The organism is Streptomyces sp. NPDC002206 (assembly GCF_053593595.1).
On the sequence record NZ_JBSFCW010000034.1, the window covers coordinates 19,771 to 45,757 of the forward strand.

The 25,987-nt window shown below is 68.9% G+C and carries 24 protein-coding genes and 2 pseudogenes; 12 read left to right on the forward strand and 14 right to left on the reverse strand.

Annotated elements, in window-relative coordinates; all coding sequences use genetic code 11:
- Positions 1–327: 327 nt before the first annotated feature.
- The 6 genes and pseudogenes from ACWCP8_RS34495 to ACWCP8_RS34520 all read left to right on the forward strand — a co-directional run bounded on the left by ACWCP8_RS34495 (position 328) and on the right by ACWCP8_RS34520 (position 5,585).
- Positions 328–612, forward strand: coding sequence for a hypothetical protein (locus tag ACWCP8_RS34495; protein WP_352268795.1), 285 nt, complete (start codon positions 328–330; stop codon positions 610–612).
- Positions 609–2,408, forward strand: a pseudogene (locus tag ACWCP8_RS34500) (alpha/beta hydrolase). The gene ACWCP8_RS34495 and the pseudogene ACWCP8_RS34500 overlap by 4 nt, the downstream one beginning before the upstream one ends.
- Positions 2,405–2,947 (forward strand): hypothetical protein, encoded by a 543-nt coding sequence (locus ACWCP8_RS34505; RefSeq protein ID WP_451120219.1) that lies wholly within the window; start codon positions 2,405–2,407, stop codon positions 2,945–2,947. The pseudogene ACWCP8_RS34500 and the gene ACWCP8_RS34505 overlap by 4 nt, the downstream one beginning before the upstream one ends.
- Before the next feature lie 107 nt (positions 2,948–3,054).
- A pseudogene (locus ACWCP8_RS34510) lies at positions 3,055–3,426 on the forward strand (hypothetical protein); the annotation flags it as partial.
- Between the two features lie 123 nt (positions 3,427–3,549).
- Positions 3,550–4,536 (forward strand): NlpC/P60 family protein, encoded by a 987-nt coding sequence (locus ACWCP8_RS34515; protein ID WP_451120265.1) that lies wholly within the window; start codon positions 3,550–3,552, stop codon positions 4,534–4,536.
- A 320-nt stretch (positions 4,537–4,856) separates the two neighbouring features.
- Entirely contained in the window at positions 4,857–5,585 is a 729-nt protein-coding gene (locus ACWCP8_RS34520; protein WP_451120221.1) for a phosphatase PAP2 family protein, read from the forward strand.
- Between the two features lie 63 nt (positions 5,586–5,648).
- On the opposite strand, the gene ACWCP8_RS34525 is transcribed toward ACWCP8_RS34520, so the two are convergent.
- Complete coding sequence (locus ACWCP8_RS34525; RefSeq protein ID WP_451120223.1) at positions 5,649–7,241, reverse strand: FAD-binding oxidoreductase; 1,593 nt, start codon at positions 7,239–7,241, stop codon at positions 5,649–5,651.
- A gap of 102 nt (positions 7,242–7,343) precedes the next feature.
- Positions 7,344–7,538 (reverse strand): hypothetical protein, encoded by a 195-nt coding sequence (locus tag ACWCP8_RS34530; RefSeq protein ID WP_352268788.1) that lies wholly within the window; start codon positions 7,536–7,538, stop codon positions 7,344–7,346.
- Positions 7,539–7,672: 134 nt separating this feature from the next.
- On the opposite strand from ACWCP8_RS34530, the gene ACWCP8_RS34535 reads away from it, so the two are divergent.
- Positions 7,673–8,593 (forward strand): hypothetical protein, encoded by a 921-nt coding sequence (locus ACWCP8_RS34535; protein ID WP_451120225.1) that lies wholly within the window; start codon positions 7,673–7,675, stop codon positions 8,591–8,593.
- A 140-nt stretch (positions 8,594–8,733) separates the two neighbouring features.
- Positions 8,734–8,934, forward strand: coding sequence for a hypothetical protein (locus ACWCP8_RS34540; protein ID WP_451120227.1), 201 nt, complete (start codon positions 8,734–8,736; stop codon positions 8,932–8,934).
- A 69-nt stretch (positions 8,935–9,003) separates the two neighbouring features.
- Here the strand turns inward: ACWCP8_RS34540 and ACWCP8_RS34545 are convergent, their stop codons facing one another.
- Positions 9,004–9,369: a metal-sensitive transcriptional regulator gene (locus ACWCP8_RS34545; protein ID WP_352268785.1), complete on the reverse strand. Its 366-nt coding sequence runs from the start codon at positions 9,367–9,369 to the stop codon at positions 9,004–9,006.
- A gap of 201 nt (positions 9,370–9,570) precedes the next feature.
- On the opposite strand from ACWCP8_RS34545, the gene ACWCP8_RS34550 reads away from it, so the two are divergent.
- The gene (locus ACWCP8_RS34550; RefSeq protein ID WP_030924980.1) at positions 9,571–10,191 is read left to right on the forward strand and encodes a DUF47 domain-containing protein; all 621 of its coding nucleotides are present in this window, start codon (positions 9,571–9,573) and stop codon (positions 10,189–10,191) included.
- 5 nt (positions 10,192–10,196) lie between these two features.
- Positions 10,197–11,195, forward strand: a complete 999-nt coding sequence (locus ACWCP8_RS34555) for an inorganic phosphate transporter (RefSeq protein ID WP_352268784.1) — start codon at positions 10,197–10,199, stop codon at positions 11,193–11,195.
- A gap of 281 nt (positions 11,196–11,476) precedes the next feature.
- Here ACWCP8_RS34555 and pstB read toward each other — a convergent pair whose 3' ends face one another.
- The 11 genes from pstB to mshD all read right to left on the reverse strand — a co-directional run bounded on the left by pstB (position 11,477) and on the right by mshD (position 23,305).
- Complete coding sequence (gene pstB / locus ACWCP8_RS34560) at positions 11,477–12,253, reverse strand: phosphate ABC transporter ATP-binding protein PstB (RefSeq protein WP_352268782.1); 777 nt, start codon at positions 12,251–12,253, stop codon at positions 11,477–11,479.
- 27 nt (positions 12,254–12,280) lie between these two features.
- Positions 12,281–13,366, reverse strand: a complete 1,086-nt coding sequence (gene pstA / locus ACWCP8_RS34565) for a phosphate ABC transporter permease PstA (RefSeq protein ID WP_352268780.1) — start codon at positions 13,364–13,366, stop codon at positions 12,281–12,283.
- Positions 13,363–14,361, reverse strand: coding sequence for a phosphate ABC transporter permease subunit PstC (gene pstC / locus ACWCP8_RS34570; RefSeq protein WP_352268779.1), 999 nt, complete (start codon positions 14,359–14,361; stop codon positions 13,363–13,365). The genes pstA and pstC overlap by 4 nt, the downstream gene beginning before the upstream one ends.
- A 157-nt stretch (positions 14,362–14,518) precedes the next feature.
- The gene (pstS, locus tag ACWCP8_RS34575) at positions 14,519–15,658 is read right to left on the reverse strand and encodes a phosphate ABC transporter substrate-binding protein PstS (RefSeq protein ID WP_352268778.1); all 1,140 of its coding nucleotides are present in this window, start codon (positions 15,656–15,658) and stop codon (positions 14,519–14,521) included.
- A 343-nt stretch (positions 15,659–16,001) separates the two neighbouring features.
- Complete coding sequence (locus ACWCP8_RS34580; RefSeq protein ID WP_352268776.1) at positions 16,002–16,415, reverse strand: NUDIX hydrolase; 414 nt, start codon at positions 16,413–16,415, stop codon at positions 16,002–16,004.
- Positions 16,412–17,458, reverse strand: a complete 1,047-nt coding sequence (locus ACWCP8_RS34585; RefSeq protein WP_352268775.1) for a CHAD domain-containing protein — start codon at positions 17,456–17,458, stop codon at positions 16,412–16,414. Before ACWCP8_RS34585 ends, ACWCP8_RS34580 begins: the two co-directional genes overlap by 4 nt.
- Positions 17,445–19,691: an RNA degradosome polyphosphate kinase gene (locus ACWCP8_RS34590; RefSeq protein WP_352268774.1), complete on the reverse strand. Its 2,247-nt coding sequence runs from the start codon at positions 19,689–19,691 to the stop codon at positions 17,445–17,447. Before ACWCP8_RS34590 ends, ACWCP8_RS34585 begins: the two co-directional genes overlap by 14 nt.
- Positions 19,692–19,960: 269 nt before the next feature.
- A complete protein-coding gene (locus ACWCP8_RS34595; protein WP_352268772.1) occupies positions 19,961–20,953 on the reverse strand; it encodes an ABC transporter permease in 993 nt (330 codons plus the stop codon).
- Positions 20,950–21,846, reverse strand: a complete 897-nt coding sequence (locus tag ACWCP8_RS34600; RefSeq protein WP_451120232.1) for an ABC transporter ATP-binding protein — start codon at positions 21,844–21,846, stop codon at positions 20,950–20,952. Before ACWCP8_RS34600 ends, ACWCP8_RS34595 begins: the two co-directional genes overlap by 4 nt.
- Positions 21,843–22,250: a GntR family transcriptional regulator gene (locus ACWCP8_RS34605; RefSeq protein WP_352268770.1), complete on the reverse strand. Its 408-nt coding sequence runs from the start codon at positions 22,248–22,250 to the stop codon at positions 21,843–21,845. Before ACWCP8_RS34605 ends, ACWCP8_RS34600 begins: the two co-directional genes overlap by 4 nt.
- Before the next feature lie 131 nt (positions 22,251–22,381).
- Entirely contained in the window at positions 22,382–23,305 is a 924-nt protein-coding gene (gene mshD / locus ACWCP8_RS34610) for a mycothiol synthase (protein WP_352268768.1), read from the reverse strand.
- A gap of 233 nt (positions 23,306–23,538) precedes the next feature.
- Here mshD and ACWCP8_RS34615 point away from each other — a divergent pair, with 233 nt between their 5' ends.
- Both ACWCP8_RS34615 and ACWCP8_RS34620 read left to right on the forward strand, forming a co-directional pair.
- Complete coding sequence (locus ACWCP8_RS34615) at positions 23,539–25,362, forward strand: bifunctional metallophosphatase/5'-nucleotidase (protein WP_382842204.1); 1,824 nt, start codon at positions 23,539–23,541, stop codon at positions 25,360–25,362.
- Between the two features lie 95 nt (positions 25,363–25,457).
- A complete protein-coding gene (locus tag ACWCP8_RS34620) occupies positions 25,458–25,889 on the forward strand; it encodes a DUF302 domain-containing protein (protein WP_037822716.1) in 432 nt (143 codons plus the stop codon).
- Positions 25,890–25,987: the final 98 nt, after the last annotated feature.

A 25,987-nucleotide genomic window follows, 5' to 3' on the forward strand; every position in this document is an offset into this window, starting at 1 on the left:
ACAAGTGTGACTAGATGGGCTATATCTTTCCTTTTGAACCGGGCTCGAGTCCTTGGCCGCGGTCCGACGGCCCATCATTCGGGTGAATGTGGCTACGGGCGCGGCGGGCGTACGGCCCTGGAATTCAGGGCCGTACGCCCGTCCCAGGGGCTGCCGCGGTCGGCGTGTCGAGCAGGCCGGATTTGGCACAGTGCCGCTCCACGATCAAGGAGCGGGGTGAGCGGCGTGGCCGTGGTGGGCGGGCAGAGGCAGAGGCTGCGTGATCTGGGCGGGGCAGGGGGAGGTGGCGGTGGCGGGGATGAGCTGAGGCACAGCGATGGACCCTGGATGCGGGCTGCCGGGGGAGCGGAGGCGCTGCACACGCAGCTGGGTCCGGTGAAGTCCGAGCTGGAGACCGCGCACGAGGGCGTCGTGGCGGGTACCGCAGGGCTGGAGGCGCTGACCGAACTGGGCGCCGTACGGGAGTCGTGGCAGCGGCGGATCGAAGCCGCGCGCGGCGAGTGCCGGAGCCTCGCCGGGAATCTGCGGGATGTCGCACGCGCCCAGGGTGAGACGAACGAGGCCGTGAGGCAGTCCTTCGCACCGGTGGCGGCGCGCGGTGGTGGGCAGTGACTTCGACACTCACCTGGGCGCAGTTACGTGATCTGAAGTGCGCCGAGCTGGAGGGCGCGGCCGACGGGTGGGGCCGGGCGAGCAACCGGGCCGACGCGGGCCGGGACAGCATCGACAAGCAGCTGATGAACGGCCTGAGCGGTACGCAGCAGGGCGAGGCTGCCGATGCGGCTGTGGCGCGGCTGCGGCAGCTGAGCCGGAACTTCCAGTACGTGTACACGGAGTGCGGCCTGCTCCGTACCGCGCTGAACAGCCTCGCGCACGAGATGCGGGCCCAACAGCGAGTGCTGCAAGGAGCGTTGAGCGATGCGGACGCCCTGAATTTCACGGTGCACGCGGACGGGTCGGTGACGTACCCCGAGGCCGGCGAAGGCCTGATCGACGGGGAGCCGCTGCCGGGCGGGACCGCGACCGGGCGGGGGTTACCGGGACTGCTGCCGTCCTCGGGGCTCGTCGCACCCAACCCGCATGCGGCGAAAGCGCAGGAGATCGCGGACCGGCTGGAAAAGGCCGTACGGACGGCCGCGGAGATCGACTGGCGGTACGCGCGGATCCTGCGGAAGTTGAAGGCCGAGGAGGGGCTGAAGGTCCCCGACGCCACCTGGACGGACGCGGCGACGGACGCGGCAGCCGTATGAGGGGCGGCACGCGGATACCTGAAAGACGCCATCCCGCACGATGCGAGCCCGGCCGAACGGAAGGCGTGGTGGGCCGGTCTGACGCAGGAACAGCGGGAGGAGTACCTCGCGGTGTACCCGGACCGGATCGGCAACTTGGACGGGATCCCGGCGGTGGTACGGGATGCGGCCAACCGGGACAACCTTCAGCTGCTGATCGGGAAGCTGGAGGGGCGGGACGACGAGATGGCGGAGACGCAGTTGGCGGGGCTGAGGGAGATCGATCGGCAACTGCAGTTGCCGCGCAAACCTGGTGAGCCCGCCATGTATCTGCTCGGGATTGGCGACGAGGGAAACGGACGGGCGATCGTCTCGTTTGGCAATCCGGATACGGCAAGAAATGTGTCGGCATATGTTCCGGGGTTGAACACGGCGCTGGATAAGGACTTCGCGGAGGGTGACCTCAAGCGTGCTCGTGACACGGCGATCGGAACTCGTTACCTCGATCATTCCAGTGCGGCGATCGTCTGGCTTGGTTATGACGCACCGCAGACGCCGGACGGAATTAGGAGCTTGGCGGTAATGGGCGACGAAAGGGCGGAGAGGGGCGGCAGCGCATTAAACGGGTTTATGCGTGGCTTGGTGGCCACGAATGAGAATGAAGATCCGCACTTGACGGCCATTGGGCACTCGTATGGCTCGCGCACTGTCGGAGCAGCCACACAGCAAGGCGACGGGATTCCCGGAGTGGATGACATCGTCCTCGTCGGCAGTCCCGGTGTCGGTGTGGACCATGCCGAGGATCTCGGGGTCGGGAAGGACCACGTCTTCGTCGGGGCGGCCGAGAACGACGTGGTGACCAAGCTTCCTTCCAAACAGCAGGCTGTTGTCGGCGCGGTGGGGTTGATCGCTGGAGGGCCACCCGTTGCCCATGTGGCTGGAGATCTCGCCGACTCGGGAGATGACGATCTCTGGTTCGGCAAGGACCCGGCTAGTCGGGAATTTGGTGCGAGGCGCTTTCCTGTGGATGAAGGGCCGGATTTGATCAGCAGAAGAGGATTCTCGATCGATGCGCACTCCCAGTACTTTGACCCGGACAGAGACGCGGTATCGGCAAGCAACATCGCTCTAGTTGCGGCAGGGCGCTCCCAAAAACTTAAGACGGAGGAGTACCGATGAGATTCCTCTTGCGGATCGCGACGGCGGCACTTCTGCTGTGCATGGCAATCTCAGGTTGTGCGAATGGAGGGAAGCGGACGGATATGAATATGCAGGAGGCGGCGGTCCGGGCCGATGGAATCCTCGACGCCGTACTGAAGGAGATTGAACCGGAGGTGCAGTGGACACACGGTCCGACCACCACCGGCACGTGTGACGTAACTCGAAGGCGTGCAGTAATGACCATCGTGTCGGCCGAGCGTCGCGGCAGTTTCCTGGGAGTAGTGGATCGCTTCTGGCGCAAGAGCGGCTACAGGATCAAGGCGGTCAACAACGATGAGGATGTGCCGGCGATCTTTGCTCAGACGAAGGACGGCTTCGGGGTCACTCTGATCATCGGAGGCGAAGGCCAGGCGTTCTTCGAGATTGACAGCCCATGCGTGGAGAAGTCGGAGGTTGCCGATTCCACCACCCAGCCGAATGGGCCCAGTTATACGGGCGTGGAGACTCTCCCCCGTCCCAACGTCCACTCCGACTTCTGGTCGGTCAGCGCGTCCTGACGTTGCGGAATTTGAGAGGCATTTTGGGTCCTGGGGCCCATGCCCCGTCCGGTGCCTGTGTGGTCGCATACGTGCAGTGGCGGACCGGCCGCTGATCACTGCGCCCGCACGGTCCGACGACGACGGGAAGCTGCGACGTGACCCGCAGGCGCACCGTGATGACCATCGTGTCGGCCGGGCGGCGCGAGGAATTCCTCGACAGGGTGGAGAAGTTCTGGCGGAAGAACGACTACCGGATCAAGGGGATCAACAACGACAAGGAGTTCCCGGCGGTCTACGCGCAGACGAAGGCCGGGTTCGGCATCAATCTGAGTTTCCGCGGAAAGGGGCAGGCGTTCTTCGAGGCGGACAGCCCGTGCGTGAAGGAGTCGAAGGTCGCCGATTCCACCTCCGAGCCGAACGGCCCGTCGTACAAAGGTGTCTACCCGCTGCCTCGTCCCAACGTCCGCTCCGACTACTGGTCCACCGGGGCGTCCTGATGGCTGGTCGGTGTCACCGACGGCAGCCATGACCGTGGTGATCCGGACAACTCGCACACACCCGCGAAACGGCCCTTGAACCCTGCCCCGATGGGGGATGGTTGTGGCGTGCGCAAATTCTGGATGGCCGGTGGGATCGGCATCGGGTTGGCCATGTGCTTCATGGCGCTGCTCGTCGTCGGTACGTACTCCGCTGCCGCCGGCCTCGGCAGCAACGGGGCCGTCGGCCTGGCCAAGGGGGCCGTGCCGGCGAAGTTCCAGCCGCTCGTCCAGAAGTGGGGCAACCTCTGCCCGGCCATCAACCCCGCTCTGCTGGCCGCCCAGCTCTACCAGGAGAGCGGGTGGAACCCCAGGGCCCAGAGCCCGGCCGAGGCGCAGGGAATCGCGCAGTTCATCCCCGGGACCTGGGCCGGTCACGGGATCGACGGGGACAACGACGGGGACCGGGACGTATGGGATCCGGCCGACGCGATCCCGTCCGCCGCCAGCTACGACTGCGAACTCGCCGGGTACGTGAAGAAGGTGCCGGGGGATCAGACCGACAACATGCTCGCCGCGTACAACGCCGGTGCGTACCGGGTGATCAGGGCGGGCGGCGTACCGCAGATCTCCGAGACACAGAACTACGTCAAAATCATCCGGTCCCTGGAGAAGAGCTTCGCCCGGCCGGTCGGGCGGGTCGAGCCGTCGCGGCAGGCGGCCGGGGCGATCTACTTCGCGCAGAGGAAGCTCGGTACGAAGTACCTGTGGGGCGGGAACGGCACGGCCGATCAGGGCGGGCGGTTCGACTGTTCCGGGCTGACGCAGGCCGCGTACCGGACCGTCGACATCGAGCTGCCGCGCGTGGCGAACGATCAGTACAACGCAGGCCCGCACCCGTCACGGGACGAGCTGCTCCCCGGTGACCTGGTGTTCTTCTCGGACGACCTGACCAACTCCCGGGCTATCCGCCATGTGGGGCTGTACGTCGGCGGCGGATACATGATCAATGCGCCGTACACCGGGGCAGTGATCCGGTTCGACAAGATCGACACGCCCGACTACTTCGGTGCGACACGCGTCACGAAGGACGGGGCCGCGGCCCTTCCGACGGCGCTTCCGACGGTATGACGCAGGGTCGGACGTGGCCGGAACTCTCTGTGAAGCCTGGGCCCTGAGCTGCGACGATGAGTCACTCTTCGATAACGTCATGGTGATCATTCGGTGGAGAGTGGAACGTACGCCCGGAGCGTGTCGTTCCCTGGACTGGGACAGCATGCGCACTGACCATGTGGCACTGACCGGCACAGTCACACGCATCACGCAGTAGCGATCGCCGCAGGGATCGAAGTAGCGATCGACGCGGTGGTCGAACCGAACACGGGGGTTCGTCATAAGCGGTGCACACGGGCGTGCACCGCGGCAGCAGACAAGGCAAGGGGCCGCAGCAGATGGCTGGACTCGCACTGGATGGGTCGAACCCCGACGTCAGCCTGCTCTACGACATCAATGGGCTCGCGAAGTCCGCTCCGACCTGGTTCGACCGGGTCATGGAGTTCGTCGGCGAGTACGGGATCATGCTCGGCATGGTCCTGGTGGTCCTGTGGTGCTGGTGGAGCGTTCGCCGGCGCGGCACGGCCGAGGATTCGGTGACGGCTGTCACCGGGATCGTCTGGGCGCCGCTCGCCGCCGGTATCGCACTGCTCGTCAACATTCCGATCCGGGGCTTCGTGGAGCGGCCGCGTCCGTTCCACGACCACCAGGGACTGGACGTCCTCGTGTCGGGGAAGGACGACTTCTCCTTTGTGAGCGACCACGCGACCATGGCGATGGCTCTGGCCGTCGGGCTGTTCGTGGCCAACCGCAGGTTCGGCTTCGCCGCGATCGCCCTCGCGCTGCTGGAAGGGTTCTGCCGGATCTACATGGGGGTCCATTACCCCACCGACGTCATCGGCGGATTCGCGCTCGGCACGGCCACCGCGCTGCTGCTCGCGCCGCTCGCGATGGCGCTGCTGACTCCGGTGGTGACGGCCGTCTCCCGGTCGGAACGGGTGGGTCGGCTGGTGCGGTCGCGCCGTCCGGTGCCGGCCACGGCCGAGGGCCGGGGCGGGGCGCTCGGGATCCCCGAGCCGCGCCGGGGGTCGGGCGGCGGCGTCGGCGAGAAGGATCTGGCCGCGTAGGCGGTAGATCCAGACGTTCGGCGGCGGCGGGCCGGGGTTCGTTCCGCGGCCCGCCGCCCCACGTCACAGCGCCTGCGGGAACGTGAACAGCCGCCCAGGGTCGTACTGCCTCTTCAGGCGGGTCAGACGGCTGGTCGCCGTGCCGTAGTACGCCCGCCGCCAGTCGTTCAGCTTCGGGTCGGTGTAGTTCTGGTACGCCGCCCCGGACGCGTAGGGGTGCAGCGCCGCGTGGGTGCCTTTCAGCCAGTTCTGTTGGGCGGTGCCCGCCGTGCCGGGGCGCCATGAGCCGATGTACTGGGCGAGCATCCGGGAGCGGCGGTGGACGAAGGCCGTCGAGCCGGGGGCGACCCGGTTGATCGCCCCGCCCAGCGCTGTCAGTGCGATCGATCCGCCGCCACCGCTCGGGTGCACGCCGATCCGGGTGAACGCCTCGGCCCGGTGGAGCAGGGCGCGAATGCCCGCCGGGGGCAGGGAGTGGTCGAAGAAGTCTGACGCGGCGGCGTACGTCTCGCGCTGGAGTGCGCCCTTCGGGGTGCGGCCGGGTGTCCTGCCCGGCAGATGGCACTGGGCCTCGGTGATCGTCGAGCAGCCCGCGTACACGAGCATCGAGTCCTGGTAGCTGCGGCGGCGCAGCGAGACCGAGGTGGCCGATGCGCCGATCCGGTCGGCGAGGCGATCGACGGCATTCTGCAGGTCGCCGTAGGTGCCGAGGCTGAAGGCGGCGATCGACACCGTCGGTCTGCCGCCGCCCGGCCCGGCCGCCAGATGCGCGGATGACCAGATCTCGTCCGGCTGGTCCGGGCCCCATGCCTGCCAGGCCGCGATCACGGACTGGGCGCGTGACCAGGGCCACGACATGTACGCCATCACTGTCTGCGGGGCCGGGCGGGTGCGGAACTTCAGCTCGGTGACCACACCGAAATTGCCGTTGCCCGCGCCGCGCAGCGCCCAGAAGAGGTCCGGATGGTGCTTGGCATCGGCGGTCACGGTCTTGCCGTCGGCCGTGACGAGGGTGGCCGCGGTGAGGCTGTCGCAGGTCAGGCCGTATGCGCGGGACGCCACACCGTGGCCGCCGCCCAGGGTCAGGCCGGAGATGCCGACCGTCGGGCAGGAGCCGCCGGGGATCGTCAGGCCGTGCCGAGAGAGACCCCAGTAGACGTCGATGAGCTTGGCGCCCGCGCCGATGGTGCCGTCCCGGTCGACGCGGGAGAGTGATGAGACGTCAATGACCAGGCGGCCGTTGCCACTCGACCAGCCCGCGTAGGAGTGGCCGCCGCTGCGGATGGAAACCGGCGTGGCGCTGCGGCGGGCGAAGGCCAGGCACTCGCGGATGTCCGCCTCGTGCCGGACGTAGGCGACGGCCGCGGGCTTCAGCTTGTCGAACCGGGTGTTGTAGAGCTGGCGCGCCGTCGGATAGGTGGCGTCGCCGGGGCGTACGAGTGTGCCTTCGAGGCTGTTGGCCAGGGCGGACCAGTTGGCCGGGCCCTTCGGGCCGGCGGAGGCGGGTGGCTTCGACGTGGTGCGGGTCGTGGTGGTGGAGGAGCTGCTGCCGGAGTCGGAGCCGGAGCTGGAGTTGGTCGTGTTGCATGCGGTGACGCCGGCGAGGGCTGTTGCCGCGCCCACGGTGAGCAGGGTGCGCCGGTTCGGCAGGTTCATCGGACCTCCGGGTGATGGCCTCGTCGCGGGTCGGGGTGATCGGCGACCGGGGAGGTGATCGGCGATCGGGAAGCGATCGGCGATCAGAGGGGTGATCGGTGATCAAGGGGCGGAGCGGTGCTCTTCGGTGTCCGTGCGGGCGCGGTCGCGCGAGCGGCGGGCCGGACCGGTCCAGCCGCAGCTGCAGCGGGCTATGCAGAACGAGCCGCGTTCGATGGTGAACGGCTCGTGCGCGGGAGGTGCGGTCGCTGCGCCGGGAGCGGCCGGCGGTGCCTCGTCCGTGTGCTGGTCATACACGCGTCCACGGTACTGGGGACGGCCACCTGGCGGTGAGGCCTACGGGCACGGCGTGACGGGGGACACGGGTGGTCGTTATGCGAAGCGGGCGGGGTGCTCGGGCAAGCAGTTACGTCGTTGGGGGTTGGCAGGCGATGGTGGTGCAGCAGCACAGGTCCGGAGGCGGGGCGCGCGCTGTCTGCGCCCTCGCCGTGGTGGGCGTGATGGCGGCGGCCGCCGGATGTTCGGCCGGCGGCGGAAGCGGCGGTGTCGTCGGCGGCCGGGCCGTCGCGGACGAGCGGGGCGGGGCCGATTCCGTCGATGTCGTCCGCCGGGCGGCCGAGGTGCTCGCCGGGGGTGACGGGAGGGGCGGAAACCAGCCAGGGGGGCGGGCCGTTGCCGGAAGCGCCGAGGTGCGTACGTCGATGGAGACCGCGGCCGGCGGGACGCGGGTGACGATCACCGGCCGGGGCACGTACGACTTCCACAAGCAGCTGGGCCGGCTCACGCTCGTGCTGCCGAAGGATGCCGCGGGCGAGGAGGAACACCGTCCCATCACCGAGCTCTTCACCCCCGGCGCGCTGTACATGAAGAACCGTGGCGCCGGAGTGCCCGACAGCAAGTGGGTCAGGGTCGATACGACGGCTCTGGAGGACGGCAACCTGGTCACCGGCGGGGCCACCGACCCGATGGCCGCCGCCGAACTGCTGCGCGGGGCGCGCGAGGTGGCGTACCTGGGGCGGAGCGAGCTGGGCGGGGTGCCGGTCCGGCACTACCGGGGGACCGCGGACATCGGGCGGGCGGCACGGGCCGCCTCGCCGGGATCACGCGATGCGCTGGCCGCGGCGGCGCGAGGGTTCCGCACGAACGCGGTGCCGTTCGACGTGTATCTGGACGAGGCGGGGCGGCTGCGGAAGGTGCGGCACCGGTTCAGTTTCGCCAACGGGGGCAACGGCGGCCCGATGGTGCAGGTGGTGTCGACGACGCTGCTGTCCGGGTTCGGGACGCCGGTCACCGTACAGCTTCCGGATGATCGGGACATCTACACCGGGAAGATCCAACAGGGGCAGCGGTAGCGGTGCGGACGGGGTCGGTGGCGGCGCGGTCGGGGCGCGTAGGCATCCGGCGGGGACGAAATGGTCCGTCCGTGCCATGCGCGGCGCGTGGTCCGCTCCCTACGCTAGGAAGTCGGCGACGGCAGTGAGAGGTGACGTACGTGGTGACGCTCAGCGCTCGGACCGATCACGACCATGTGGCCCTTGCCGAGATCGAGCTGTGCGGTGAGCTGATGATCGCGGCATCGGCGGCGATCGGGGAACGGCTCAGTGCGGACCGTATCGACGAAGTGCTCAACGTCGAGGTGACTGCCACCGCCGAACGCACCACCGTCCCCCGGCAGACCGACCACCGGGAATGACGGACGAAGGGGGCCGGTCGGGAGGGCGGCGCAGAAGAGGTGACGGAAGCCCACGTCGGGTGGGTCACCTCAGGTACGGAGGAGGCGGCCGATCGCCTTCGTGGCTTCCTCGACCTTGGCGTCGATCTCCTCGCCGCCCTTGACCGCCGCGTCGGCGACGCAGTGCCGCAGATGCTCCTCCAGGAGCTGGAGCGCGAACGACTGGAGGGCCTTCGTGGACGCCGAGACCTGGGTCAGTATGTCGATGCAGTAGACATCCTCGTCGACCATCCGCTGCAGGCCGCGGATCTGGCCCTCGATCCGGCGCAGCCGTTTGACGTGCTCGGCCTTCTGGTGGTGGTAGCCGTGTATGCCGCGGTCGTGGTCGGTGACGATCGATGTGGGGTCCGTCGCTTCCGCAGGACCCGTGGCCTCTGTGGCCTCGGTGATGCTCATTGCTGCCTCCCGTTTTCTCTTTACCCTGCCGTTTTATATACCCCTGGTGGGTATATCCTAACGAATTCAGCTGAAACGTGACCGGGGGCCCGTGCTGATCACTGTGCCCGATGCGCGACACTGAAGAACGCCGGTTAGCCGTGGCCGGATGATGCGCCTAGCATCAGCCTGACCGAATCCAAAGCATCCCGAGGACCCCACGTGCGCTTTCGTCTGACCCCCAGGGAGACGAGCTTCTACGACATGTTCTCCGCATCCGCGGACAACATCGTCACGGGCTCGAAACTCCTGATGGAACTGCTCGGGGCGGACTCTGCCTCCCGAGTCGAGATCGCGGAGCGTATGCGGGCAGCGGAGCACGCAGGGGACGATGCCACCCACGCGATCTTCCACCAGCTGAACTCCTCTTTCATCACGCCGTTCGACCGCGAGGACATCTACAACCTCGCATCGTCACTCGACGACATCATGGACTTCATGGAGGAGGCCGTCGACCTGGTCGTGCTGTACCAGGTCGAAGAACTCCCCAAGGGTGTCGAGCAGCAGATCGAGGTACTGGCGCGGGCGGCCGAGCTGACCGCCGAGGCGATGCCGAGTCTGCGGACGATGGACAACCTCACCGAGTACTGGATCGAGGTCAACCGTCTGGAGAACCAGGCCGACCAGATCCACCGGAAGCTGCTTGCTCATCTCTTCAACGGCAAGTACGACGCCATTGAGGTGCTGAAGCTCAAGCAGATCGTGGATGTGCTGGAAGAGGCGGCCGACGCGTTCGAGCACGTCGCCAACACGGTGGAGACCATTGCGGTCAAGGAGTCCTGAACCACGTGGACACCTTTGCGCTGGTCGTGACCATTGCTGTCGCGCTCGGCTTCACCTATACCAACGGCTTCCACGACTCGGCGAACGCCATCGCCACCTCGGTCTCCACCCGGGCACTGACCCCGCGGGCGGCCCTGGCGATGGCCGCCGTGATGAACCTCGCCGGTGCCTTCCTGGGCCAGGGGGTCGCCAAGACCGTCAGTGAGGGCCTGATCGCGACGCCCGAGGGGCAGAAGGGGATGGGTATCCTCTTCGCCGCGCTCACCGGCGCGATCATCTGGAACCTCGTGACCTGGTACTTCGGGCTGCCGTCGTCGTCCTCGCACGCCCTGTTCGGTGGCATGGTCGGTGCGGCGCTGGCCGGCGGAACGATGGTGCACTGGGACGGGGTGCTCGACAAGATCGTCATCCCGATGTTCATCTCGCCCGTCGTCGGTCTGATCGGCGGCTATCTGGTGATGGTCGCGATCATGTGGATGTTCCGGAATTCCAACCCGCACAAGGCCAAGCGCGGTTTCCGGATCGCGCAGACGGTCTCGGCTGCCGGGATGGCGCTCGGGCACGGTCTGCAGGACGCGCAGAAGACGATGGGCATCGTGGTGATGGCGCTGGTCATCGCCGATGTCGAGAGTCCGAACGACCCGATCCCGGTCTGGGTGAAGCTCGTCTGCGCGCTGATGCTCTCGCTGGGTACGTACGCGGGTGGCTGGCGGATCATGCGGACGCTCGGCCGGAAGATCATCGAGCTTGACCCGCCGCAGGGTTTCGCCGCCGAAACGACCGGGGCGTCGATCATGTTCGGCTCGGCCTACCTGTTTCACGCGCCGATCTCCACGACGCATGTGATCACCTCGGCGATCATGGGTGTGGGGGCGACGAAGCGGGTGAACGCGGTGCGGTGGGGGGTCGCGAAGAACATCATCCTCGGGTGGTTCATCACGATGCCGGCTGCGGCGTTGGTGGCCGCGGCCAGTTACGGGCTCATTGTGCTGATGTTCGGTTAGGGCGGATAAGCACCGGGGTCGTCCGGTGGCCGCTTTGTCCTCGATCCCCGGACGGGCTTGATGTGCCCTCCGACGGGTCCCCGATCGGTCCTGATCGATCGGCCGAAGAGCTTGATCTGCCCGTCGTCCCGGCTTGAACGAATTGCCGCGCGGCCTCGATGTGCCGGTCAGGTGGTTCGGGTCCCGAAATTGGGTCCGCCCCCGCTCCCTTGTGAGGAGCGGGGGCGGACCCTTTGCCTTGTGGGTGGCACCGCCATGCAGCACCCCAAGGCGGTCCTTGATCACCCAAAGCGGCCGGAGATGTAGTCCTCCGTGGCCTGGACCGACGGGTTGGAGAAGATCCGTTCCGTCTCGTCGATCTCCACGAGCTTGCCGGGCTTGCCGACCGCCGCGAGGTTGAAGAACGCCGTACGGTCCGAGACGCGGGCCGCCTGCTGCATGTTGTGCGTCACGATGACGATCGTGAAGCGTTCCTTCAGCTCGCCGATCAGGTCCTCGATGGCGAGGGTGGAGATCGGGTCCAGGGCGGAGCACGGTTCGTCCATCAGCAGCACATCCGGCTCGACCGCGATCGCGCGGGCGATGCACAGGCGCTGCTGCTGGCCGCCGGAGAGGCCGGAGCCGGGCTTGTTCAGGCGGTCCTTGACCTCGTTCCAGAGGTTGGCGCCGCGAAGGGACTTCTCGACGACGTCCGACAGCTGGCTCTTCTTGTACGAGCCGTTCAGCTTCAGGCCCGCCGCGACATTGTCGAAGATCGACATCGTCGGGAACGGGTTCGGACGCTGGAAGACCATGCCGACCGTGCGGCGCACGGTGACCGGGTCGACGTGGGAGCCGTACAGGTTCTCGTCGTCCAGCAGCACCTTGCCCTCGACGCGGCCACCGGGGGTGACCTCGTGCATCCGGTTCAGGGTGCGCAGGAAGGTGGACTTGCCGCAGCCGGACGGGCCGATGAAGGCGGTCACGGAGCGGGGCTCCACGGTCATCGAGATGTCCGCGATGGCGAGGTGGGAGCCGTAATAGGCGGACAGGCCGCTGACGTCGATGCGCTTGGCCATCTGAATCACTGCTTCTTTCGTGCCGCGTCAGCGGCCGGTCTTCGGGGCCTTCCAGCGGGCGATGCCGCGGGCCACCAGATTGAGGATCATGACGAAGGCGATCAGGACCAGAGCAGCGGCCCAGGCGCGGTCGTACGACGCCTCGCTGCCGATCTTGTACTGCTCCCAGATGTAGAAGGGGAGCGACGACTGTGCGCCTTGGAAGGGGTTCGGGTTGATCAGCTGGCTGCCGAAGACCAGCAGCATGATCGGTGCGGTCTCGCCGGCGATCCGGGCGATCGCGAGCATCACACCGGTGGTGATGCCGCCGATCGCGGTGGGCAGGACCACCTTCAGGATGGTGCGCCACTTGGGGATGCCGAGGGCGAGCGATGCCTCGCGGAGCTCGTTCGGGACGAGCTTGAGCATCTCCTCGGTGGAGCGGACCACGACCGGGATCATCAGGATCGTGAGCGCCAGCGAACCCATCAGGCCGGACGGCTGGAGCTGTGTCATCAGCATGATCGACAGGATGAAGAGACCGGCCACGATGGACGGGATACCGGTCATCACGTCGACGAAGAACGTCACGGCCTTGGCGAGCGCGCCCTTGCCGTACTCCACCAGGTAGACGGCGGTCAGCAGGCCGATCGGGGCGGAGATCAGGGTGGCGAGGCCGACCTGCTCCAGGGTGCCGATCAGCGCGTGGTAGACACCGCCGCCCGGCTCCGTGCCGAGCACGCCGGCCATGGAGTGGGTGAGGAAGTAGCCGTCCAGGACCTTCGCGCCGCGGCTGACAGTCGTCCAGACCAGCGATGCCAGCGGAACGATGGCGAGGAGGAAGCACACCCAGACGATGCTGGTGGCCAGCCGGTCCTTGGCCTGGCGCTGGTTCTCGACCACCGACGTCGTGATGTACGAGATGACGACGAAGAGCACCGCGGAGAACAGGCCCCACTGGATGCGGCTCTGCCAGCCCGCCGCCGCGCCGATGCCGACGCCGAGCACGATCGCTGCGGCCGCGAAGGCGAGCGGGGCCCAGCGGGGGAGCGCCCGGCTGCTGAGGCTGTTCCTGGAAGCGGCCGCCGTAGGGGTGGGGCGTTCCTGAATGCCGGTGTTGGCTGCCTGGCTCATGCGTTGGCCCCCGAGTACTCCTTGCGGCGGGCGATGATGAGCCGGGCCGCGCCGTTGACCAGCAGGGTGAGGATGAAGAGGACGAGGCCGGAGGCGATCAGGGCGTCACGCCCGAACTGGTCGGCCTCGTCGAACTTCGCGGCGATGTTCTGGGCGAACGTTCCGCCGCCGGGATTCAGGACATGCGCCGAGATGAGGAAACTCGGCGACAGGACCGTGGCGACGGCCATCGTCTCACCGAGTGCGCGGCCGAGGCCCAGCATCGACGCCGAGATCACGCCGGAGCGGCCGAAGGGCAGCACCGAGAGGCGGATGACTTCCCAGCGGGTGGCGCCGAGGGCGAGGGCGGCTTCCTCGTTCATCTTCGGGACCTGGAGGAAGACCTCGCGGCTGACGCTCGTCACGATCGGCAGGATCATGATCGCGAGCAGGATACCGACGGTGAAGAGCGAGCGGGCGACGCCGACCTCGGTCTTGTCCAGCACGTACGTCCAGCCGAAGAACTGGTCGAGCCAGAGGTTCAGGCCCTCCAGGTACGGGACCAGGAAGAGGGCGCCCCAGATGCCGTACACGATGCTCGGCACTGCGGCGAGCAGGTCGACGACGTACGCGAGGGGCGCGGCCAGCTTGCGCGGCGCATAGTGCGAGATGAAGAGGGCGATACCGACAGCGATCGGAACCGCGATGGCCATCGCGATGATCGAGCTGACGACTGTGCCGAAGAGCAGGACCGCGATACCGAAGACCGGCTTGTCGCCGACCGGGTTCCAGTCCAGCGTGGTGAAGAAGTTGCCCTGGTCCTTGGAGACGGCGAGGGTCGCGCGGTAGGTCAGGAACATGGCGATCGACGCCATGATCACGAGCAGCAGAATGCCTGAACCCCGTGAGAGGCCCAGGAAGATTTTGTCGCCTGCGCGTCCGGGGGCCTTGGGCCTGGCGCGCTTGCGCTGCACCGGGCGCGCCGGTGGCGTGTCTATCGGTGTGGTGGAAGCCATGGTCTTTCCGGTCTGTGTGGGGGAGCGGTGTCGCTCCCCTGGCGGCGGTGCACCGGATGGGGTGGGGCGGCGGGCCGGCCCGGAGGGGTGCACCGGGCCGGCTGCCGCGTGTTGCCTGTGGAGCTGATTCAGCTGGTGTTACGGGTGTTGCTTCTGGTTACGAGAGGGAAGCGATGGTCTCGCGGACCTTGGCGTTGATCTCGGTCGGGATCGGCGCGTAACCGGCGTCGGTGAGGAGCTTCTGGCCCTCGTCGCCGGCGGTGTAGTTCAGGAAGGACTTGACCGTGGAGAGCGTCTCGGCCTTGTTGCCCGTGTCGCAGACGACCTCGTACGTCACCAGGACGATCGGGTAGGCACCCTCGGCCTTGGTGGTGTAGTCGAGGTCGAGCGCCAGGTCCTTGCCGGTGCCCGCGATCTTGGCGGCGGCGATGGCCTTGGAGGCGTTCTCCGAGGAGGCCTTGACCGGGGTGGAGCCACCGGTGTTGATGTCGACCGTGGAGATGGACTGCGAAGAGGCGTACGAGAGCTCGAAGTAACCGATCGAGCCGTCGACCTGCTTCACCTGGGCGGCGACACCGGCGGAGCCGGACGCGGCCTGGCCACCGGGGGCCGGCCACTTCTTCTCGGGCTCGTACTTCCAGTCGTTCGGCGCGGTGGCGGCGAGGTACTTGCCGAGGTTCTGCGTGGTGCCGGAGTCCTCGGAGCGGTGGAAGGCCTGGATCGCCTTGTTCGGAAGCTTCACGCCGTCGTTGAGCTTGGCGATCGCCTTGTCGTTCCACTTCTTGATCTTGCCGTCGAAGATCTTGGCAAGCGTGGGGGCGTCCAGCGTCAGGCTGTCGACACCCTCGAGGTGGAAGCCGATCGCGATCGGGCCGCCGACCATCGGGAGGTTGATGCCCTGGCCGGTCTTGCAGATCTTCTTCGAGTCGGCGACCTCTTCGGGCTTCAGCGCCGAGTCGGAGCCGGCGAAGCCGACGGTGCCCTGGTTGAAGGCGATGATGCCCTCACCGGAGGACGACGCCTTGTAGTTGATCTCGACGCCCGTGCAGCCGGCCATGTAGTTCTTGACCCAGAGGTCCATGGCGTTCTTCTGCGCACTGGAGCCGGAGGCGAGCAGCTGCCCCTTGGCGTCGTCACACTTGACGTCCGACGCGGCGCTCGTCTTCTCGCCGCTGCCACCGGTGGCGCTGCCACCGCTGTTGTTGTCCGAACCGCACGCCGTGAGGACCAGGGCGCTGGAGACGGCGAGGGCACCGAGCGCGGTGGCACGAAGCCGGTTCTTGCGCTGAAGCTTCACTTTCGGGTTTTTCCTTCCAGGAGCCGCCGAGGTCTTGTTCGTTCTACGACGGCGTGCGATGTGGTGGGTGGTGCGGCGTTTCGCCGCGCACCGTGCACTGCCGAAATTAGGCAGAACAGGTGAAGCGGCCTACGGGGGAGAGTGAACGGAAGGTGAACCGTGGCGGGCGGTGCGGTGCGGCGCTCGCAGAGCGGTTGCGGGGCGTGCGCGGAGCGTGTGGTTACCGGGGGTCGGTGCCCCTTCTGCCCTCAATCGCCCGGTGGCTCAAAAGTGCCCTCGATCGCCGGGCGGGCTCGAATGTGCCGGGCGGTGCCGGGGTGCGCCGGACGGGCTCGAAAACGCCCTATGCCGCCGGCAGGGCGGTCAGCAGCGCGTCCAGCAAGGTGCGGTCGCGGGGCTGGGTGAGGCGGGTGCGGGCCGCTTCCGGGGAGAGCCAGAGGATGCGGTCCACCTCGTCGCCCGGGACGAAAGCGCCGTCCGTCGCCTCGGCCGCCCAGTACGTGACTTCCTTGGGACGGTCGTTCGCGACATACCGGACGGAGGGCAGCGGGGCACCCAGTACGCAGTGGTGCCCGGTCTCCTCGAGGACCTCGCGCAGGGCGGCGGCCCTCGCCGGCTCGTCGCGCTTGAGCTTGCCCTTCGGGTGCGACCAGTCGTCGTAGCGGGGCCGGTGTACCAGGCAGATCTCCAGCTCTCCGGAGTGCGGCGCCCGGCGCCACAGCACGCACCCCGCGGCCTGCACGGTGGTGCCGGTCATGGCGCGGTCACGGCCGCCGCGTACGGCCAGGTCTCCCGGAACACCGCGCGGGCCGCCTCCACCTCGTGCCGCTGGTCGGCGTGGAGCACCCCCAGGGCGTACGCCGTGGCCGGCGCGATCCGGGGTGTGCGGGCCGCCGATGCCGCCGCCGACGCTGCCTCCGCCGCGTCCCGGTGCAGGTCGAGCGCGTGCCCGGGCGCGGCCAGGACCGGGTCGGGGGCACCGCGTACCACCTCGTGGGCGTACCGGTGCAGTCGAAGCAGAAGGCGGGTCTGGTGCCAGGGCGCGTCGTACGCCTCGTTGTACGGCTCGACCGCGTCGTCCGACGGGAGCGCGGCCACCGCACCGAGCAGCCGCTGTTCGGCACGGTCGGCGGGCCCGTGCAGCATCTCGACGGCCGGGGCGTCGGCCGCGGCGGAGAGCGGGACCTCGGAGGCGAGCAGGGCGACGGCATCGGCGACCGCGTGGAACCGGGACGAGCCGAGCGCCTGGAGCGCCGCCGAGTGCGCGCGGGTCCTGGCGAGGGTCAGCTGCCGCTCCAGCAGCGCCCCGGCCCGGGCCGCGCCGACGTCGAGCGCGGCGCGTTCCTTGGCGTGGACGACGGCCTGCTGGGCGACCTCGTGCCGGGCGGCATCGGTATCGCGGGGTGCGCTGCCCGTGGCCTTCGCACGGGCCGCGGGCAGCGCGGTGCCGGACAGGGCGTGCAACGCATCGAGGAGCCGGGTGAGCCGGGTCGCGTACGCGTGCTCGCGGGCCAGGGTGCCGGAGAGCCAGGCCAGTTCCGTACGGAGCTGTTCGGCCCAGCCCGGTTCGAGTGCCGAGCGGAAGGTGTGCAGGGTGCCGCTGATGCGGCGGGCCGACCGGCGCAGGGCGCCGGCGGCCTCTTCTGCGGCGAGTGTCCCGGCGTCCGTGGGTGCGCTGTTCTCGTGGTGCAGTCGCAGGCTCCGCAGGAAGTCCGCGGCCTGTTCCTGCAGGTAGGGGCCGAGGACCGCACCCGCGGACACGTCCGTCCGGGTCGTCGTCTGGTGGTCAGGGCGTCGCACGCCGGCGCCTCCGGGCGTCAATGAGCATTTCCTGTACGTGCCGCAGCGGCTGGCCGTCCGTGTCCGTGGAGTGCCGGGTCCAGTTCCCGTCGGGACCGAGGTGCCAGGAGGAGGTGGTGTCGGCCATACCTGTCTCCAGGAGTCGGCTGAGCGCGACGCGGTGGGCGGGGTCGGTGACGCGGACCAGTGCTTCGATCCGGCGGTCGAGGTTGCGGTGCATCATGTCGGCGCTGCCGAACCACACTTCGGGTTCGCCGCCGTTGCCGAACGAGAAGACCCGGGAGTGTTCGAGGAAGCGGCCCAGTATCGAGCGGACCCGGATGTTCTCGGAGAGGCCGGCGACGCCGGGGCGGATCGCACAGATGCCGCGTACCCAGATGTCCACCGGCACGCCCGCCTGGGCGGCCCGGTAGCAGGCGTCGATGATCGCTTCGTCGACCATCGAGTTGACCTTGAAGCGTACGTAGGCGGGGCGCCCGGCCCGATGGTGCGCGATCTCCTTGTTGATGCGGGAGATCAGCCCGTCGCGCAGGGACTTCGGGGCGACGAGCAGCCGGCGGTACGTCTCGCGGCGGGAGTAGCCGGAGAGCCGGTTGAAGAGGTCGGAGAGGTCCGCTCCGACCTGCGGGTCCGCGGTCAGCAGGCCGAGGTCCTCGTACAGCCGCGCCGTCTTCGGGTGGTAGTTGCCGGTCCCGACGTGCGAGTAGCGGCGCAGCGTGTCGCCCTCCTGGCGGACCACGAGCGAGAGCTTGCAGTGGGTCTTCAGCCCGACGAGGCCGTAGACGACATGGCAGCCGGCCTCCTCCAGCTTGCGCGCCCACTTGATGTTGGCCTGCTCGTCGAAGCGGGCCTTGATCTCGACGAGTACAAGGACCTGCTTGCCGGACTCGGCGGCGTCGATCAGCGCGTCGACTATCGGCGAGTCGCCCGAGGTCCGGTACAGCGTCTGCTTGATCGCGAGCACGTCCGGGTCGCCCGCCGCCTGTTCCAGGAACGCCTGGACGGAGGTGGAGAACGAGTCGTACGGGTGGTGCAGCAGCACATCGCGTTCGCGCAGCGCGGCGAAGATGTCGGGTGCGGAGGCGGACTCGACCTCGGCGAGATCGCGGTGGGTGCCCGCGATGAACTTGGGGAACTTCAGCTCGGGCCGGTCCAGCGACGCTATGCCGAACAGCCCGGTGAGGTCGAGCGGTCCGGGCAGCGGGTAGACCTCGGCGTCGGACACCTTGAGCTCGCGGACCAGCAGGTCCAGGACGTACGGGTCGATGGACTCCTCGACCTCCAGGCGCACCGGCGGCCCGAAACGGCGCCGCATGAGCTCCTTCTCCAGGGCCTTGAGGAGGTTCTCGGCGTCGTCCTCCTCGACCTCCAGGTCCTCGTTCCGGGTGACCCGGAACATGTGGTGGGCAAGGACCTCCATGCCCGGGAAGAGCTCTTCCAGATGCGCAGCGATGATGTCCTCGATGGGGACGTACCGCTGCGGAGACGCCTCCAGGAACCGGGTCAGCAGCGGCGGCACCTTGACGCGGGCGAAGTGCCGGTGGCCGCTGACCGGGTTGCGTACGACGACCGCGAGGTTGAGCGAGAGGCCCGAGATGTACGGGAACGGGTGCGCCGGGTCGACGGCCAGCGGCGTCAGTACGGGGAAGACCCGCTGCCGGAAGAAGGTGAACAGGCGGGCCTGTTCCTTCTCGGTCAGTTCCGGCCAGCGGATCAGCTGGATGCCCTCGTCGGAAAGTGCGGGCGCGATGTCCTGCTGGTAGCAGGCGGCGTGCCGGGCCATGAGCTCGCGCGACCGGGTCCAGATCAGGTCGAGGACCTCGCGGGGCTGCAGACCGGAGGCGGAGCGGGTGGCGACGCCGGTGGCGATACGGCGCTTGAGACCGGCCACCCGGACCATGAAGAACTCGTCCAGGTTGGAGGCGAAGATGGCGAGGAAATTAGCCCGTTCGAGGAGGGGCGTAGCAGGGTCCTCGGCCAGTTCCAGCACGCGTTCGTTGAACGCGAGCCAACTGCGCTCGCGGTCGAGGAACCGGCCCTGGGGCAGCTCGTCGCCGTCGACATCGGGTTCGTACGCATCCGCGTCGGCGTCGAGATCGGGATCCAGGTCGGCGGCGGTGGAAAGAGCGCCGTTCGCCGACGCGACGGCATGCGGGCGGTGCGCGGCGAGAGAGCCGATGGACGGCTGCGCGGCGGGCTGGACCGGGACCTCGGAGCTGGGCTGCTGGCTCATGGCCCTATTGTTCCGCGCGGAAGGCCCCTGGGGCGCGTCGGACAGCGCGGAGACCGCGGGAATCGCACGGTCTCCGCCGGGATTTCTCCCGTTGCGGGGGGTCGGCACAGCTGGCTGCATCCTGAGAGGGTCGCAAGCGCGTCTGAATGGCCGGTAACGGCGACATGACGTGCAGGAAGCGGTGTGCGGGTGCGCAGTTGCGGCGACGGGGCGCCTGTGCGGGGTCCGGGCCGCCCCTCTGCGGCCCGGACCCCGGTGATCGGGGCGGATCAGCCGTGGCGGCGGCGCAGCACGCGGAAGGCGATTGCGACGGCAGCGGCGGCGAGGACGAGCAGGATGCCGGTCTCGACCAGCTGGAGCGGCCAGAAGTGCGAGGCGGGGTGGTAGTCGACGAAGCCCGTGATGCCGCCCCGGTTGCGCAGGCAGCTTGTGAAGGACTCCGCCGAGCCGGCCGGGATGCAGTCCTTCGAGTAGATCTCCTTGCCCGAGGCGGTGAGCATGCCCGACTCGGTGTACCAGGCGTCACCGCTCGGGTAGTCGCCACCGAGGGCGCGGACGGTCGGCCAGAGCTCGTAGCGGCGCTTGCCCAACCCGAGTATGACCGTGCCCAGGACGAGGGCCGTGAGGCTCATGGACAGGACGGTACGGCGTACCACCACGGCGCACAGGGCACCGACGGCCACGGCCAGCAGGGCGTAGGCGACGGCGGTCGGGCCGAGCGCGGGGTGTATACCGCTCTGGAACCAGCTCAGTCCGGAGGCGCGCGGGTTGCTCCTTATGCCCGACCAGCCCCATCGGTAGACGAGGACCAGAACGGTCATCCCGGCGGTCGCCAGGGCCGCAGGCAGGGCGAGCCGGGCCGCCAGCCACTGGGCCGGGGAGGCCGACTGGGCCCAGGCGAGCCGGAACGTACCGCTCTCCAGCTCGCGGGCGATCAGCGGTCCCGCGACGAAGACGCCGATGAGCCCGGCGAGCAACAGGACAGCGGTACCGCCGTCCGCCAGATAGGTCTCGGTGGCTGTGCGGGCGTAGGTGGGCAGGTAGGAGCCGTCGCCGCAGCGGGTGGTGTCGCCGTCGGCGCAGCGTTCGGTCGAACTCGCGACCGCGACCCAGATCCGGAACCCGACCACAATGCCGATGCCCAGCACCAGCAGCGCGCAGGCCGCCCACAGGGAGCGGCGGTGCTGGCGGAGGAGGACGTGGACGGGGCCCCGCAACCCGGCGGCGGGTGCGGCGGGCACACGCAGACCGATGGCGCTCATACGGCAGCCACCTCCCTGCCGGCCTCGGCGCTCGGCATCAGCAGCGCCGGTGCCTCCGGTGACCGCAGATGCGTCAGCAGCAGCTCCTCGAGCGACGGTTCCGCGATCTCCCAGGCCGAGTCGTCCACCGGGCCCTCCCTCCGTACCAGTGCGGTCAGCTGCCGTCCCGTCGTGCGGGACTCGACGACGGTGTGTGGTGCCAGGTCCCGTACCGGACCCGTCAGCAGGGCGTGCGCGGCGAGGATGTCCTCCGTCTCGCCGCCGAGGCGGACCCGGCCGCCGTCGACGAGCAGGAGGTAGTCGCAGGCACCCTCCAGCTCGGCGAGGATGTGCGAGGACATCACGATGGTGGTGGCGTGTTCGGCGGCCTCCGCCATCAGGACGCCCATCAGCCGGTGGCGGGCGAGCGGGTCGAGGTCGGCCATCGGCTCGTCGAGCAGCAGCAGTTCGGGCCGCTTGCCGAGCGCGAGGGCCAGGGCCAGGCGAGTGCGCCGGCCGCCGGAGAGCGTACGGACCCTGGCGTCCTTGGGCAGGTCCCCGATGACGCGCTCGGCGGTGTCCTGGTCCCAGGTGGCGGGGTTCAGCTCGGCGCCCGCCCAGAGTGTCTCGGCGACCGTCAACTGCGGGTACAGCGGCTTGTCCTGGGCCACGAACGCCATCCGGGACCGTGCCTCGGCGGGCGTGGTGCCCAGGATCCGGACCGTTCCCTCGGCCGGCCGCAGGAACCCGGCGGCGAGGGCGAGCAGGGTGGACTTGCCTGCGCCGTTGGGCCCGACGAGCGCGCACACGCGCCCCGTGGGCAGCCGGAACGAACAGTCGCGCAGCGCCCATTCCCCGTCCCTGCGCCGGTACTTCATACCGAGGCCGTTCGCCTCGATCGCAGCGCCTGTCATGTGTGTCTGTCCCCCTTGAACGTGCTGTCCAGTACGGCGGTGAAGAGCGCGTTCACGTCGTCGCGTTCCAGTCCCGCCTCCCGGGCCCGGCGGACCCAGTCGGTGAGTTCCCCCCGCAGGGGCGTGTCCGTGATGGCCGTGGAGCCGAGGGCCCGGCGTACGAACGTGCCGAGCCCGCGCCGGGCCTCGACGAGACCTTCGCGTTCCAGCTCGCGGTAGGCCTTGAGCACGGTGTTCGGGTTGATGGCGGTGGCCTCGACGACCTCGCGTGCGGTGGGCAGCCGGTCGCCGGGCTCCAGCAGGCCGAGACGGAGGGCCTGTTTGGTCTGCTGGACGATCTGGAGGTACGTGGCGACGCCGCTGTGCCGGTCGATGCGGAACTCGACCGCTGCGGACCGTGCCATGTTCACCCCTTTCACTAATTGAGTAGTGAAAGGGTGTCGGAAAGAAGGGGCGGCGTCAAGCGACGCCGCCCCGGGGAGAGCTGTGCCGCCCAGGACTCCGGGCGGGCTGCTCAGGACTCCGTACCGGCTGCTCAGGACTCCGTGCGGTACATCAGGTCCACCTCATGGGTGGCGAAGCCCATCCGTTCGTACACCGTCAGGGCCGCCTTGTTGTCCGCGTCGACGTAGAGCATCGCGGTCGGCAGCCCCTCGGCGGCGAGATGGCGCAGCCCGATCGCAGTGAGCGCCTTGCCGAGGCCGCCGCCCTGGGCGTCGGGCCGGATGCCGAGGACGTACACCTCGCCGAGCTGCTCCTCGGCGTGCACCTTCGTCCAGTGGAAGCCGATCAGCTCGCCGTCGCGCTCGGCCAGGAAGAAGCCCTTCGGGTCGAACCACGGCTCGGCCTTGCGGTCGTCCAGGTCACGCTGAGTGAGCGCCCCCTGCTCGGGGTGGTGGGCGAAGGCGGCACTGTTCACCGCGAGCCAGGCGGCGTCGTCCTGGCCGGGCACGAAGGTGCGGATGGTGACGCCCGGCGGCAGCACGGGCTCCGCAATGTCCAGCGGGCTCAAGGCGCGGCGCAGCTGACGCAGTTCACGGAAGAGGGAGAGGCCGAGGACCTGGGCGAGGTGGCGCGCCGCGGACTTCCCGCCGTGTGCCCAGACGCGCAGCCGCTTCCCGGTCGCGGCGAGCAGCGCGGCGCCCAGCGCCCGCCCGTGCCCCTGGCCGCGGTGCGCGGGGTGTACGACCAGCTCGGCGGCCGGCGCCTCGACGGGGTCGGTGTCCTCCAGCTGCGCGTACCCGACGAGGGTGCCCGAGCTGGTGAGCAGAAGGTGCCGCACACCCTCCCGACGCCCGCCCCTGAGCTGCAGCCGGCCCTGCTCGGAGACCGCGGGCCTGCCGTCGGCGCGGGTCGCTTCGTCGAGCAGATCGAGGACGGCTCCGGCCTGGTCGGCAGAGAGCACGTCGAGCGTCCGGATCTCACGCCCGGGGGCGGGGAGGGGTACATCAGTCGTCATGCGTACGAGCGTACGGCGGGGCGGGGTCGTGAGGGGGTCAGTGCGGCGTCGCGGGGCTCGGCCATTGCCGTGACGTTTTCGATCGGATAGGTGCGAGATGCGGGCGGTGCAGGGTAGTTGATCCCCTTACCGACCACATGGCAACCGGTTCGTAACGCGAAACACCTGTCGCGCTACGCGCGTTGACTCTAGGCTGCGGGCCGAACCCTCCCGCTGAACTCACAAGGGGACCGATGTCAGCGACACCGCAGAAGAACCGTGCGTCACGGCGGGTGCTCGCCGCCGCGGCCGGGCTGGCCACCGTCGGCGCACTCGTCGCGGCGATGCCGGCCGGCGCCCAGGACCACGGCGACCACACGCCCGCCCGCACCGTCGACGTGCAGCTGCTGTCCTTCAACGACCTGCACGGCAACCTGGAGCCGCCGGCCGGTTCGGCCGGCAACGTCACCGAGACGCAGGCCGACGGCACGACGAAGGCGATCCCGGCCGGTGGTGTCGAGTACCTCGCCTCCTCGCTGCGCACCGCGCGCGAGGGCCACCCGTACTCCATCACCGCGGCCGGCGGCGACATGGTGGGCGCGAGCCCGCTGCTGTCCGGGCTCTTCCACGACGAGCCGACCATCGAGGCGCTCAACAAGATCGATCTCGATGTGACGACCGTCGGCAACCACGAGTTCGACGAGGGGGCCGTCGAGCTGGCCCGTCTCCAGAACGGTGGCTGCCACCCGGTCGAGGGGTGTTACGAGAAGGACAGGACGTTCCAGGGCGCGGACTTTCCGTACCTCGCCGCCAATGTGACGGACGAGAAGACCGGCAAGCCGATCCTCAAGCCGTACACGGTGTGGAAGAAGGACGGCGTCAAGATCGGCTTCATCGGGGTGACCCTGGAGGGCACGCCGAACATCGTCACCGCCAACGGCGTCAAGGGCCTGAAGTTCCACGACGAGATCGAGACGGTCAACAAGTACGCCAAGGAGCTCGACCGGCAGGGTGTGAAGTCCATCGTCGCGCTCATCCACGAGGGCGGGGCTCCGGCCTCCTCCTCGTACAACTACAACTGCGACAGCCCCGGCGCCGGTGACGGCATCTCGGGGCCGATCGTGGACATCGCCAAGGGCATCAGCCCGAAGGTCGATGCGCTGGTCACGGGCCACACGCACCAGGCGTACGTGTGCACCGTGCCGGACCCGGCGGGCAACCCGCGCCTGGTCACCTCGGCGTCGTCGTTCGGCAAGCTGTACACGGACACGACCCTCACGTACGACCGCAGCACCCAGGACATCGTGCGTACGTCGGTGAAGTCGTCGAGCTCCTCGAACCCGATCTCGGCGAATCACGTCGTCACGCGGGACCAGCCCAAGGCCACCGACATGACGGCCCTGATCGCCCGCTGGAACACCCTCGCGGCTCCCATCGCGAGCAAGCCGCAGGGCTTCATCTCCGCCGACATCAACGGCCGCGGTTCCACTGCCCCCGAGAAGCCGCTCGGCAACCTGATCGCCGACGCGCAGCTGGAGGGCCTGGCCCCGGCGGACAAGGGCGGGGCGGTCGTCGCCTTCATGAACCCGGGCGGCATCCGTGGGGACCTGGTGTACAAGTCGACCGGCAGTGAGGGCGACGGGGTGGTGACGTACGGCGAGTCGTTCACCGTGCAGCCCTTCACCAACATGATGAATGTCGTCGACCTGACCGGCGCCCAGCTGATCAGCGCGCTCCAGCAGCAGGTCAGCGGCGCCAACGAGGCCAGCCCGAAGATCCTTCAGGTGTCCAAGGGCCTGACGTACACCCTCGACATGACGAAGACGGGTGCGGCCCGCGTCGTCGTCGACACGATCAAGCTGAACGGTGCGGCGATCGACCCGGCCAAGACGTACCGCGTCGCGATGAACGAGTTCCTCGCGGGCGGCGGCGACGGCTTCGCGGCGCTCGGACAGGGCACCAACAAGCTGGTCGGCGCATCCGACCTGGACCTGTTCAACGCGTATCTGGCGGCGCACTCGTCGGCCACGGCGCCGCTGGCCCCGCCGGCCACGGACCGGATCACGGTCATTCAGTAGGTCCGGTGATCGAGTGAGCGGGGCGGTGGGCCATCCGGCCCACCGCCCCGCTGTCGTCACGGGTTCGGGCCCGGGCCTCGCCTAGTGTCGGAAGCATGACTGCAGAAGCCGAAGCAGACGCAGACGACGGCCTGGTCACCGTCGCCTGCAACGGGTCCGTCCGCGAAACGATCGACCGGCTCCAGGAGGCGATCACCGCCTCGGGCTTCCAGGTGTTCGCACGGATCGACCATGCGGACCATGCCGCCCGCATCGGCCTGGAACTCCGGCCGACCGAGCTGCTCATCTTCGGCAAGCCGGAGGGCGGCACGCAGCTGATGCAGGACCGGCAGACCGCCGGGATCGACCTCCCGTCGAAGGCGCTGGCCTGGCAGGACGCCGCCGGCGACACCTGGGTGACCTGCAACGACGCCTCATGGCTCGCCGCCCGCCACGGCCTGGGGCCGGCGAGCGAAGCGGGCGTCGCGGCGGTGGAGGCGAGCACGGTGGCGGCGGTGCGCCAGGCGACGGGCCCGGCCACGGTCTAGGGGTGGCCGGGTGCCCCCTGTCCCGGCGATGCGGACCCGTTCCCGTTATGGCGTGTACCCGTCATACTCCGAAGGCTGACCCCCACACAGCCGACGGA